The 12,067-nt window shown below is 56.4% G+C and carries 11 protein-coding genes; 7 read left to right on the top strand and 4 right to left on the bottom strand.

The genetic code is table 11. The annotated features are described in order from the left end of the window. Window position 1: 1 nt before the first annotated feature. Both LG294_RS01870 and LG294_RS01865 read right to left on the bottom strand, forming a co-directional pair. Window positions 2-622: a malonic semialdehyde reductase gene (locus LG294_RS01870; RefSeq protein WP_404288986.1), complete on the bottom strand. Its 621-nt coding sequence runs from the start codon at window positions 620-622 to the stop codon at window positions 2-4. Between the two features lie 344 nt (window positions 623-966). Next, window positions 967-2,151 carry a histidine kinase gene (locus LG294_RS01865; protein WP_404288983.1) on the bottom strand — a complete coding sequence of 395 codons (1,185 nt, stop codon included), beginning with the start codon at window positions 2,149-2,151 and terminating at the stop codon, window positions 967-969. A gap of 312 nt (window positions 2,152-2,463) precedes the next feature. On the opposite strand from LG294_RS01865, the gene LG294_RS01860 reads away from it, so the two are divergent. The 5 genes from LG294_RS01860 (at window position 2,464) to LG294_RS01840 (ending at window position 8,010) form a co-directional block, all read left to right on the top strand. Beyond that, on the top strand, window positions 2,464-3,138 hold the full coding sequence (locus LG294_RS01860) for a response regulator (RefSeq protein ID WP_404288981.1): 675 nt from the start codon (window positions 2,464-2,466) through the stop codon (window positions 3,136-3,138). A 112-nt stretch (window positions 3,139-3,250) separates the two neighbouring features. Next, on the top strand, window positions 3,251-5,803 hold the full coding sequence (locus tag LG294_RS01855; protein ID WP_404288979.1) for an ATP-dependent Clp protease ATP-binding subunit: 2,553 nt from the start codon (window positions 3,251-3,253) through the stop codon (window positions 5,801-5,803). A gap of 99 nt (window positions 5,804-5,902) precedes the next feature. Next, window positions 5,903-6,253: a VOC family protein gene (locus tag LG294_RS01850; RefSeq protein ID WP_404288977.1), complete on the top strand. Its 351-nt coding sequence runs from the start codon at window positions 5,903-5,905 to the stop codon at window positions 6,251-6,253. A gap of 77 nt (window positions 6,254-6,330) precedes the next feature. After that, complete coding sequence (locus LG294_RS01845; protein WP_404288976.1) at window positions 6,331-7,245, top strand: hypothetical protein; 915 nt, start codon at window positions 6,331-6,333, stop codon at window positions 7,243-7,245. 102 nt (window positions 7,246-7,347) lie between these two features. Continuing rightward, entirely contained in the window at window positions 7,348-8,010 is a 663-nt protein-coding gene (locus LG294_RS01840; protein WP_404288974.1) for an alpha/beta family hydrolase, read from the top strand. A gap of 106 nt (window positions 8,011-8,116) precedes the next feature. Here LG294_RS01840 and LG294_RS01835 read toward each other — a convergent pair whose 3' ends face one another. After that, entirely contained in the window at window positions 8,117-8,833 is a 717-nt protein-coding gene (locus LG294_RS01835) for an ATP-binding cassette domain-containing protein (RefSeq protein ID WP_404288972.1), read from the bottom strand. Window positions 8,834-8,846: 13 nt separating this feature from the next. After that, window positions 8,847-10,337 (bottom strand): helix-turn-helix domain-containing protein, encoded by a 1,491-nt coding sequence (locus tag LG294_RS01830; protein ID WP_404288970.1) that lies wholly within the window; start codon window positions 10,335-10,337, stop codon window positions 8,847-8,849. A 353-nt stretch (window positions 10,338-10,690) separates the two neighbouring features. Here LG294_RS01830 and LG294_RS01825 point away from each other — a divergent pair, with 353 nt between their 5' ends. Beyond that, the gene (locus LG294_RS01825) at window positions 10,691-11,299 is read left to right on the top strand and encodes a thymidylate kinase (RefSeq protein WP_404288968.1); all 609 of its coding nucleotides are present in this window, start codon (window positions 10,691-10,693) and stop codon (window positions 11,297-11,299) included. Between the two features lie 9 nt (window positions 11,300-11,308). After that, window positions 11,309-11,911, top strand: coding sequence for a HutD family protein (locus LG294_RS01820; RefSeq protein ID WP_404288966.1), 603 nt, complete (start codon window positions 11,309-11,311; stop codon window positions 11,909-11,911). Window positions 11,912-12,067 lie beyond the last annotated feature (156 nt).

Genomic DNA, 12,067 nt, shown 5'->3' with positions numbered 1-12,067 from the left:
CCTAGATGGTGCGTGTAGCGAATTCAGCTGTGTGACGTGGAAGGCGATCGAACCATGCATCGTCGCCAGGCTTTCCAACGTTCACAATCAGGAAAGACTTGTTGCGGCCATCGGTGTTCACGATTGCGTCAACCGCGCTGCTGTCGAATCCACCCATTGGACCGGCCGCCAAGCCAACGGCACGAACTGCCATGATGAAATACCCGGCCTGCAACCATGCGTTGTTGTTGCCAACAGCGGCACGCACACCCTGATCATCAAACATCGCTTTGCGTTCTGGAGCATGAGGGAAGAAAGCCTCAAACTCTTCATGCCATTCGGTGTCGAAAGACAGGATTGCTAAAGCCGGTGCGCTCAGTGCCTTCTGTGCGTTGGTTCCCGCCATGGTTTCGGAGATCTTCTGGCGAGCGTCCGTGGTTTTCACCCAGGTGATACGCATCGGCTGGTTGTTCATGAGCGTGGGTCCCATTTTCATGGTCTCGTAGATGGCTTCAAGTACTTCTTCCGAGACCGGCTCATCGCTGAAGGAGTTAGCGCTACGGGCTTCGAAAAACAGCTGATCTGCCGCTTCCGAGCCAATGCTTAGCATCTCGTAAGGCTGATTTTCGGTCTGAACAGACATTTGTTGCTCGCTCTCGAAAGACAATGGGTTTCGAGAGGTACAACAAGAAAAATAGAGGGAGTCATTCCAAAAATGGAGAGTGACTTGCAACACTCTAATACTGAAGGTGATTATAAAAGGTACGTCGCGTCACTAACGAACTCAGGCGTGCGATGGGGGCACAACGCCGAAGAAAGATCAGTTCGCCCATGACGCAACGTACCTTTTAATCACTGCGGAACTCTTGATGATGCCACTCGCAAAACATCACCAATTTCCCTGCGGTGATCGGTCTTCACCGATACATATCTAACTTATCGCGATTACAAGAAAACCGAAATCATACTTAAGTAGGAGGGTAGGCCTTAGAAGGGGATGCTTGCACTTAGTATCCACTGATCATTCACAACACTAGTGCTGAATCGTCCGCCAAAAGCATTCATGCGATCCTCCATGCCGATCAGCCCGATTCCACCGACGGAAATTTCATCTTTTTTAGAACGGGAATTCGGCATCTGATTAGTCATTTCGAGGACTGCGTTCGATCCTAGGATTTCCAGGCTCATATTGCAGTATCCTCCCCGACGACCGTGCTTGATGATATTAGTCGTCGCTTCCTGCATGACTCGATACAGCGCAGTCTGCGCAGACCTCGGGAGCTCCGAAATATTTTCGCCCGTGTGAGATGTCACTTTAAATCCAGACTCAGATAATCGCTGAGAGAAGATCTCAACGCCGTGGGCAGCATATACAGTTGTCGCCGCCGGTTTATCGACACCTGAACCAGACGAACCGCTCATCGTCCCGTCAGTCCGCAAGACGTTGAGCATCAAACGCAGATCATGCAATGTTTCGGTACTGAGCTTCGCAATAATATCGATAGCTTCAATCGCCGCGTCCCCATTATTGGCAAACTTTGCAGCTTTGGACTGCATGGCCACAACAGTGATGTCATGCGCGACGATGTCGTGCAAATCGCGTGCAATATTCTTCCGTTCACGCTCAACGGCAATCCTGCTCTGTTCGCTATTCTCATGCATCTGTCGGATTGCGCTCAGATTTCGTTCGCGCAAGTTGAAGATGCTGCGGGCCAGGACAAACGCCAGCAGGGCAAGCGGAACAAAAATCACCAGCAGGATCGCATCTTTACCTGCCCTGACCCCGTATTGGCCCATCCATACGAGCAAGATAACCAGGTACCAATTGCGCACCAGTGACGACCTGACCGTCGCGGCGAGAACACTGAAAATAACGAGGGAGAACACCAGCCATAGCAAAAGGCCACCGTCCCAGAAGAAGAAAAAGAGCGTGGCGAGATACATCCCCAGCGAAGTGGCAACCCATCGCATGCCGATCGCCAAAGCAGCAGACAGCAACAACCCAACAGCCACGCCGCGAATAACGCTCGAGGAGGAATTGTCGATCCCGTCCTGAAGCAACGTATATCCCTCTGTTGCCGTAATGGCGACAAAGGCGAGAATACCCGTCAAGACGACAACACCCCGACCAGCAAAAAGCTTAGTCAGGGCGGTTTTTATTCGTTGTCTCATATGCGGAATACTTTACCGGGTTAAGGGTAAAGTCAAATATGCTTCTATCCGCAAGCGTATCCATAACGCTCGCATACCCACTTGGAGAAGTCGGTACCCCAACCGGCTGGACTCGCGACGTCCGGTGAAGAATAGGTAGGTGCTGCCACTGGTGCCGCTGTAGCCGGAGCGGCAAACGCCAACGGAGTTGCGACTAAGGCAGCCACCGCCAAGATCTTTAAAGCCTTCATTTCAAACCCCAAACTCTTGAACTTATATACTTCGATCCATGACAGGTTGATTCTTGCGCTACTTACCGTTCAAAGGACTCTAATGGAACAGATTAAAGTGCTCATCGTAGATGACGAGCCTCTAATTCGGCATGCGCTTAGCACGATCTTAGCAACTGATCCACGAATTGTGACCGTTAATACTAAACAAAATGGCCAAGAAGCGGTTAAATATTGTGAAACAAATGATGTAGACGTTGTTCTTATGGATTTGCAAATGCCAATTATGGACGGGATTGAAGCAACCAAAATCATCAAGTCCGCAGAAAAAAGCCCCGCAGTCCTTGCGATTACGGCCTTTTCATCCGATGACTACCTGGTTCCGGTCCTCATGGCTGGCGCCAGCGGCTACCTCGTCAAGGACACGGAACCAGCCGAAATCATTGCGGCAGTTCATGCCGTTCACCAAGGCTCGGCGGCCATCTCCCCGTCGGTTTCATCTGATCTAATCTCCGCAGTAAAAAACGCCTATAGTAAATCGCGCGACATTGCAGGACTTATCGAAGATCTCGGACTAACTAATCGCGAAATGCAAATATTGGATCTTTTGGCAAAAGGATTCAACAATACAGAAATTAGCCGCCAGCTCGCGATCTCCGAAGCGACGGTAAAAACCCACATGGCGAAAATCTTCATGAAACTCGACGTACGCGATCGAGTGCAGGCTCTCGTTGCCGCAGCTCGGCTGGGCCTCGTCGAGATCGCCCGCGAAGCATAAAGCTGTGAACTCGGCCTCTAATTATTGCTTTGACCGACTGTGCGGGAATAGATTCGCTCGTATTACGTTGAACATGAGCATAGACCACTCAAGTTTCTATTAGGAGGCTCACTTGCCAGCATTTTTCGGCTCCTCATCAGATGGCTCGTTCGAGGAATTCCTCTCACGGTTCCTCTCTTCGCGCACCCAGGCTGCACGACCCATCGACATTACGCGCCTGCTCTCGCAGCGCACCCACGAAGCAGTGTCCATCGCGGCCTCCTTCGCACATGAAAACGGTCATTCAGAAATCGATGCACTGCACCTATTGGTCGCGCTGCTTCGCACCGAACCTGCTGGCCAGCACTTGAGCGCCATGGGCGTAGATCTGGAAGCTTTGGCCAAAGACGCCATCGAACGCCTGCCACGTCGGGAAGAAGCCACAGAGAAGCCATCACGCCTCTCGGCCGCCGCACAGCGCAGCCTATTCGATGCCTACCAGGTCGCTCGCAACTACGGTTCGACTTACATCGACCCGGAACATCTTTTCCTGGCCTTCGTCTTCTCCCCTGAATCTCCAGTGGGCGTGCTGCTCGCGCAGCATGGCATCACTGGCCAGTCCTTGCAGCAGGCCGCCATGGAGCAGGCCCAGCGCGCACAGTCGGGCGAGGTCGAGCCCGGCGACGAGCAAGACGTGTCTATGCTGGAACGCTACGGCACCGATCTGACGGCACTAGCCTCCGACGGCCAGATCGACCCGGTGATCGGCCGCGAGGACGAATTGGCCCAGACCATTGAGATCCTGGCCCGCCGAACCAAGAATAATCCGGTGCTCATCGGTGAAGCAGGCGTCGGTAAGACTGCCATCGCCGAGGGGCTCGCCCGTGCCATCGTCGCGGACGAAGTCCCGGAACAGATCCGCGGAGTTCGATTGATCTCCATCGACCTGCCCGGCATGCTTGCCGGCACCCGGTATCGCGGTGACTTCGAACAGCGCCTGACCGGCCTGCTCGAAGAGGTGGCCGATGCCGAGGGGCAAGCCATCATATTCATCGATGAAATGCACCTCTTGGTGGGCGCTGGTTCCGGCGAGTCCGGAAATATGGACGCGGCAAATATCCTCAAGCCTCGCCTGGCCCGCGGAGAGCTCCACCTCATCGGCGCCACCACGCTGGATGAATTCCGCAAGGTTGAGAAGGACTCCGCTTTGGCCCGCCGCTTCGGCAAGGTCACCGTGGGAGAACCTTCCCAAGAAGTCGCGCTGGCAATCCTTGACGGGTTGCGCGAATCCTACGAAGACCACCACCAGGTGCAGTACACCCCGGAGGCTTTGAAGGCCGCGGTCACGCTATCCGCACGCTATTTGACCGACCGCCGGCTACCGGACAAGGCAATCGACCTGATCGATATTGCAGGTGCCCGCAGGTCAATCGCCGCAGGCGGCACCGAAGACGTGCAAGCGCTGCGCAACGAACTGGTGGAAGCAGATCGCGATAAGGCCCGCGCCGTCGGCGAAGAGCGATTCGAAGATGCCGGCGCGTGGCGCGATCACATCGCGGCACTCACCGAGCGCATCGCCGCCGCGGAGCAGGCAGGGGATTCGGGAATTACCCGCATTGTCGATGAAGCCCAGATCTCCGAGGTCATCGCCCGGTCTACCGGAATCCCGACCTCACGGATCAACGGCGACGACAAGACCCGCTTGGCTTCCCTGGAGGAGCAGCTGCACGCTTCGGTTATCGGCCAGCATGATGCCGTAGCCGCGGTATCCCGCGCGGTACGTCGTAGCCGCACCGGGTTGGCCCCGGCACAGCGTCCGATCGGTTCCTTCCTGTTCCTCGGCCCCACCGGGGTGGGCAAGACCGAGCTGGCCAAGGCGCTGGCCAACAACCTCTTTGGTTCCTCCGACGCGCTGGTGCGCATCGACATGAGCGAGTATGGCGAGAAGCATACGGTCTCGCGCCTCATCGGCGCCCCTCCGGGCTACGTCGGACACGACGAACCCGGGCAGCTCACCGAAAAGGTCCGCCGCAACCCTTACTCGGTGATCCTGCTCGACGAGATCGAGAAGGCCCACCCGGACGTGTTCAACGTGCTATTGCAGGTGTTGGATGACGGCCGTTTAACGGATACCGCCGGACGCACCGTGGACTTCTCCAACACGCTGATCTTGATGACCAGTAACCTCGGTGGCGAATACCTTGCCAGCAAGGCAGGAAACTTCGGCTTCACCTCGGTCAACGCCAGCAGCGAGAAGGCTGAAGTTCGCGCAAAGGTGATGGGCAAGGTGCGCGAATTCATGCGCCCCGAGTTCCTGAACCGGCTCGACGAGGTCCTGCTCTTCGGCAAGCTCAGCGAATCCGAGATCGCCCAGATCGTCAAGCTGGTACTCGACGAGACCCGCAAGCATTTGGCGGGGCAGGAACTTAAACTGCACGTCACCGACGCCGCGATTTCATGGTTGGCAGCCGAGGGCTATGATCCGGAGTTCGGCGCCCGCCCGCTACGCCGCCTGGTGCAGCGCAAGGTGCAAGACGCCATAGCGGATCTACTGATCGGCGATGAAGTCGCCGCCGGAGACACCATCGAGGTGGGCTTCGCCGGAGGCAAGCTCTCGGTCGCCAAGCAGGTTCCGGCCGCAGCCGCAGAACCGGCCGCACCGGTTATGGACTACTTCGGTAGCTAAAATCCCTGAAAAGCCAGGCCCAGCAGATCATCGTGATCTGCTGGGCCTGGCTTTCGTTATGGCCTAGAAACCATTGCAGGCTAACGGTAAGTTGAGTCCATGCCAAACATCGGAATGATCACCCTCGATGCTCTAGACGAAGCTGCTACCGCCGGGTGGTGGCGTGAACGTCTTGGAGCCGAATACGCCGGACAGTACCCGGGATTCACCATGCTCAACGTCCCGGGTTTCAGCGCCAGACTCGGATTCCAAAAGGTTGAGTCGGTGTCCTTGGATAAGAATCGGGTGCACCTGGATCTAGAAGCCGACGGCGACCGCGAACAGGCCGTCGCGGGCTTTGTGGCCGCCGGCGCGGTTTTGCTTGAGGAGCATACCGAAGATCCAAGCTTTGGGTGGAGCGTATTGCGCGATCCCTTTGGCATCATCTTCTGCCTTTCCGACCCACACTAAGTCACGCGCATCGCACCAACTTGCTGGGCGGCTTTGCTTCGATAGACTGATATTTACTCGAGTCTCCGGAGGTTCTCATGCGCTTGCGCCTAGTTTTCACCGCGGCGCTAGCCGCCTTGGCACTGACCGGTTGCTCGGTTCAAACAGCAACGATACCCAGCGAATCTCCGAGCGTCCCTCCGGCAACCGCCGATCCCGCACCATCGCTAAGCCCGAGCCCCGCGGCGGCTGAAGTACCAACGGTGCAGAGCTATGATCCGGCTCGCGGGATCGACTCCAGCGGGCAAGCCTGGGCTGATGAAAAGATCCAGGCCTGGTTGGATAACTCCGGAATCAAGTCGGTCAAGGGTTTCCTCGGTGCCTACAAACTCATAAATTCGTGGGATTCACCCAAACCCGGGCATCTGTCCATTCATCTGGACGACTCATACCGTTTCAATCAGGACGGATCTTCCGATCACCTTGGAGGCCCCACGGACGAACTTCGGATCATGGGACGGGTAATGTTCGAAAGCATCGGCAAAAAATCCCCAGAGCTCGAATCAGTCACCTTTGCCACGGAGAACAAGCAGCATTCGGGCACCTACTCGCGTGCGCGCACCGGAGCGGACCCAGCGGACCGGGAAGCCTGGGCAGAGGAAAAGTACGTGCAGTGGCTCGACGGGATGAACGATACCTACGAGTCATTCTGCTCTGCGAGCATCAAGAAGATCGAAACCTATCGGGACTGCATTCCCACCGATCCCCACGCCTACATCGATTCGGTCTCTTCCCCGGCAGTTGGCGAGCTAGTCGTAACTCTCGCCCCGGGGATCTGGCAGGGGAACACCTACGATACCGATTCGATACCCGGCGTCGACTTCGTTTCGGGAAACATGATGCTCAAAATCAACAGAAAAGCCCATGGGCCGGAGCAGGTAGAAACTCTCACCGTAAATGTGCAGGGGACAAAGGAAACCAGCACCGCGCACAAGTCGGATTGGTCCCAGTAGGTGTTTGGATTGCGACTGGTGCTGAATGACACAGACCGATACGTGGCGAGGACTTGAACATCTGGTTCGTGGAACCGAACAACAAGACTTAGCCTTATAGGCATGAACCAGGAATTGACCATCCCATGGGAAAGCGGAACCCTCACCGCCATAGTTGATCAGGCGGAGCATCCCAGCGCTTTTCTGATTTTGGCTCATGGATCTGGAGCGGGCAAAGACCACGACTTCATGTCGGGGTTTTCCCATGCAATGGCTAAGCGTGGAGTATCGGTGTTGCGCTTTAACTTCCCCTATATGGACGCCGGGAAGAAATTCCCTGATAAGGCTCCCGTTGCCCTAGCGGTGTGGAAACATGTCCGAGAGTGGGCCGGCACCCATTTGACAGGCGACCTACCGGTTTTTACCGCCGGGAAATCCTTCGGTGGTCGCATGGCGTCTCTGGCAGTTGCCGAGGGCATGCCCACAGAGGCGCTCATTTTCCTGGGTTATCCATTGCATGCACCCAAGAAGGAAGAAAAGCTCCGCGACGAGCACCTCTACCCGCTGAGCACACCGATGCTTTTCCTCGAAGGAACCCGTGATCCCTTCGCGAACCCGGTAATCATCTCTCGCGTCGTCGCGGATTTGAATGCCGACAGCGAACTCATCTGGTTCGAGGGTGGCGATCATTCATTCAAGGTTGCCCGTTCGGGTCGCAGCGTCGCCGACGACGGTGCGCGACTGAGCGAATCCACCGCCACTTTCATCAATAAACAGCTGAGCTAGAGATCCGCACTTAGCAACACAAAAGCAAAGCTACTCCGAATGGGCGCTTATACTCTTCGTGCACTTCCAGTTACCTTGATCGTGGCCACTTCTGTTTGGCTATTCCCTACCCTGACGTGTCGAGGAAACTTTGCGGATCGGTGAAGAATTCCCGCCAATTTCTGACTAGCTCTAGCTGATCATATTCGCTCTCGCGGAAACCCCAAGCGCCAACCTCCAAAATCTTCGCGCCAGGAAATGCCGCCAGCACCGGCGAATGAGTAGAGATTACTACCTGCGAGCCGCGCTGCACGATCCCACGCAGGATCTCGACCAGTTGCACGCAGCCAGCTAGGGATAGCGCAGATTCTGGTTCGTCCAGAAGCCATAGTCCCTTCAGGTTTGCACGCTCGCCCACCAGATCTAAAAAGGATTCGCCATGGCTGCGCTCATGCAACGCCGATCCCACTCTCGATTCTTCCAAATACGTGTAGAAGGAATGCATGGTTTCGGCACGCAGAAAGAATCCTTTACGTGAGGCAGCCGCGCCACGGTGAAGTTTTAGCAACTGTGACAGCGAAGACTCCGAGGCCCGGGTGGCATGCATGGCGCCGGTGGAACCACCCTCTGCGTTGAGCCCAAAGGAGATAGCTAATGCTTCGAGCAGCGTTGACTTGCCTACCCCGTTCTCCCCCACCATCACGGTAATCTGTCCCAGATCCAGCCCTTCGAGCAAAAGCTGGCGGACCGGCGGCATCACCATTGGCCATTGTGCGCGCAATTCGGCATTCGGTTCATGTGCCTCAATCCGGCGCACGGGCAAGAATAAATCGCTTCGATTCATTGCCATATATTGGCTACCTCTGCTGCTGTTGCAAAAAGCGATAGACCTCTGTCTCGTCCACCCCGGGGAAGGCACCTGTTGGCATGGCAGCCAATAAGTGGGTGTTTGCACGAGTCGAAGGCCACGCGTTGCCGAACCATTCGCTGGACAGTTCTGCCGGTGGACGCCTGCAGCAATTTTCATCTGGGCAGGTCGACTGGCAACGTTCTTTGGTGTCGCGGCCACGGAACCATTTCACATGCTCAAAAGGAACCCCGATTGATAGTGAATACAATCCCGAGGAGTGCCGTTCGGTTCGCGCGGTGCACCAATAGGTCCCGTTGACCGTGTCCGTGTATTGCTCGAAGGAGCGGAACTTATCCATTTGGTCAAAGACGACTCGGCTGGTCCAGTAGCGGCAGATGCTCTGCCCCTCGATGGCACCGGTGTGGTCGGCCGGGAAGTTCACCCGGTCGTTCTCGTAGGCTTTGTGCAGGATTCCCGACTCGTGAACCTTCTGGAAGTGGCAGGTCATGCCCAGATGTTCGGTAGCAAGATTCGTGAACCGGTGTGCAGCAGTTTCGTAGGAAACCGCAAATGCATCACGCAGATCCTCAATGGCCAGTTCCCGGCTGGCCTTGGCCCGGCGCAAGAATGCCGTGGTGGATTTCTCCGGCATCATCAGCGCCGCTGCGAAGTAGTTCGTGGCCACACGTTGATCCAGGAAGTCCGCATAACTTGTAGGAGCCTGATGCCCGAGCATGTAGTGGCCTAATGCCTGCAATAGCACCGAGCGCGGATCATGTTCGGAACGGCTTGTCTGGGTCAAGTAGATCCGTTTGTTCTTCAGATCTGTGACCGAACGGGTCGAGTGCGGGAGATTTCCCACGAAGCGGAGGCTGAAGCCGAGATGTTCGGCGATATCAGCCGCGCGATGGTGCGAGAGCGGACCTTCATCGTGGCCCACCGCCGCGAGCACTTTGGCCGCTTCCTGCTCGATTTCCTTGTAGTAGTTGTTGCGTTGGCGCATCTCTTGGCGCAACGCGGTATTGGCCCGGCGGGCCTCCTCAGGAGTTGCCGCCTGTTCGTTGAGCCGGCGTTCCAATTCATGCTGCAGACCAACTAAGGATTCCAGTACGTCCATCGGCAGTCGCGTGCCGACCCTCACCTTGGGCAGACCCAATGCTTCGTAGAGCGGGCCGCGTTGGGCTCGTTCCAGATTGATTTCCAGCGCCGCACGCCGAGTGGGAGGTTCTGCACCTAAGAGGTCATCAACGCCTACCTGCAGTGCCCGGGCTAGTGACTTCAGCAATGAAAGCTTCGGTTCGCGTTTGCCGTTCTCGATCAGCGACAACTGACTTGGCGCTGTATCCACCAAGGTCGAAACATCATCCAAGGTCAGGCCCTTGGTTTTGCGCAGGTGGCGGATCCGTCGGCCGAGCGCGAGTGTATCCAGTTCGGCGTCGATGCCCTGATCGGATTCGGGTTCTTGCGATGAATTTCGGTTCCATGTGGGTGCAGTCACACTCACAGCCTAAGCGAAGAACATGTGATTTTTCTAGAATTTCACTAAAATTTGCAAGATTTACGCCTCGGAGACCAGCTGTATCCCAAAGATTTCCGCTTCTTCTCGTTCGTCTTCAAGGGATCTTTTCCCGCAAATGGGCAAGCCGTCCATCCTCGAAGAATCCGGCGCTTGCTCTTCCGGCCTTGACTGCCCCGTGCGCAAGCGCTCTCGCCAAGTGGCTCACGAGATTCACATCTAATTTTCAGCCAGATATTGGTATCGCCAGGGCAGTGCCACTCGTTATACCTGTCAAGCACAACAACTTTCCGCCAATATTTGTAAGGAGCCGCAAGATCGCCTCCACGATTCCTATGCCCATCGCGCCTGCCGTCGATGCGCCCGCCGAAACTTCCAGCCAAACACTGATTATTCTGGGCATGGATGGTGCGGGGAAAACCACCACGATCCGCGAGCTGGTGCGCACCCTGGAACTGCGCGGCCAAACCGCCCAAGGCCTGGCGAACCCTGCCGGGCGCCGCTGGCTCTCGCGCGCTGCGCTAGGCCTTGGAATCACTGTGCCACTGATGATCCAAGACAAAATTGAGACCATGATCCGCATCGGCAACATCGCATTGAACACTGCGCGAATCGCGCAGTTCTCCGGTGTGACTGTGATGGACCGCCACCTCTTTTGCCAGCTCGCGTTGCGTGGCATCCGCCAATTGCCGCACGGTCGCATATTGCCCTGGATGGCCCGGAAAAGCGTGCAGCAGGCGCAGGTTGTAGTCCTCGACGTCGACGTGCGCACCGCACATTCTCGTATCGTCGCGCGTGGCGAGGATTCAGAAACGTACGCCTACCTGCATGCAAGCCGAGCAGAATATCTGCGGCTAGCAGCAGCCAACGGATGGCCCGTCGTTGATGCCACACAGAGCACCACTCGGGTGGTCAATGAGCTATTGGCTCTAGTGGAGAAGTAGACTCGAATCATGAGTGAAGCTCCCCAGCAATTCGTGCCAGGTTCCATCGCCCCACTTGCCCAAAGCAGCAAGAAGCGGTGGGAGTTAGGCCAGGTCCGTCAGATCTGCGCCGGTGAATTGACGGACGGCGGGCAGCTCACCGTGGCATCCAAAGATTCAAGCAGTTGGCAATTATCGCTTCGCTCGATTGAAATGGCCGGCTCCTTCCCCAGTGCCGGAATCTCGCAAGTGCTCACCCTCGTATCAGGAGACTTCCTCCAGCTAGACATCGACGGACAGGCCCAAGGCCTGGAACCGCTCCGCCCGCTGAAAATCGAGGCAACCAATCCGGTCTCCACCAGCCAGCCCGCGCAGGAGCTGCTGGTTCTGCATCTGATCACCCAGCCGGACCGAGTACGCGGCACCGTGCGGATCATTGAACTTTCCAAGAAGCGCGAGCAGCACCTCTTCGATGGCCAACTCGGCGTTATGCTGCAGGGCAATGGCGTGCTGAAGCTTCAGGGCGAAGAGCAGAAACTCAACCTGCGCGATACAGTCATCGGCGGCGATACTGCCGAACCGACCATCTCCGGGCGCGGATTCATGGCCGTCGTGTCACTAGACCTGCCTTAGCCACAACACTCGCATGCGCGCGTCAGCTCTCGCTTTGGAGCGCCCAAAAACCATGCATCAACACACCCTCCTTTCTCAAAAAGAGCACTTCTTCGAATTTTTCTGCCCTCAAATCATTCACGTCCGTCATTTTTCTGGAATTCAAGTGAAGAAATA

The sequence above is a fragment of the Glutamicibacter arilaitensis genome (assembly GCF_044793945.1).
Classification (GTDB): domain Bacteria; phylum Actinomycetota; class Actinomycetes; order Actinomycetales; family Micrococcaceae; genus Glutamicibacter; species Glutamicibacter arilaitensis_B.
Note: the sequence above shows the minus strand (reverse complement) of the source record. Positions and strands in the feature narration are given on the sequence as shown.

Coding starts and splice junctions, on each gene's coding strand:
- LG294_RS01870 (WP_404288986.1), bottom strand. CDS start 622: ATGTCTGTTCAGACCGAAAATCAGCCTTACGAGATGCTAAGCATTGGC.
- LG294_RS01820 (WP_404288966.1), top strand. CDS start 11,309: ATGAGTGAAGCTCCCCAGCAATTCGTGCCAGGTTCCATCGCCCCACTT.
- LG294_RS01845 (WP_404288976.1), top strand. CDS start 6,331: ATGCGCTTGCGCCTAGTTTTCACCGCGGCGCTAGCCGCCTTGGCACTG.
- LG294_RS01825 (WP_404288968.1), top strand. CDS start 10,691: ATGCCCATCGCGCCTGCCGTCGATGCGCCCGCCGAAACTTCCAGCCAA.
- LG294_RS01840 (WP_404288974.1), top strand. CDS start 7,348: ATGAACCAGGAATTGACCATCCCATGGGAAAGCGGAACCCTCACCGCC.
- LG294_RS01865 (WP_404288983.1), bottom strand. CDS start 2,151: ATGAGACAACGAATAAAAACCGCCCTGACTAAGCTTTTTGCTGGTCGG.
- LG294_RS01850 (WP_404288977.1), top strand. CDS start 5,903: ATGCCAAACATCGGAATGATCACCCTCGATGCTCTAGACGAAGCTGCT.
- LG294_RS01835 (WP_404288972.1), bottom strand. CDS start 8,833: ATGAATCGAAGCGATTTATTCTTGCCCGTGCGCCGGATTGAGGCACAT.
- LG294_RS01860 (WP_404288981.1), top strand. CDS start 2,464: ATGGAACAGATTAAAGTGCTCATCGTAGATGACGAGCCTCTAATTCGG.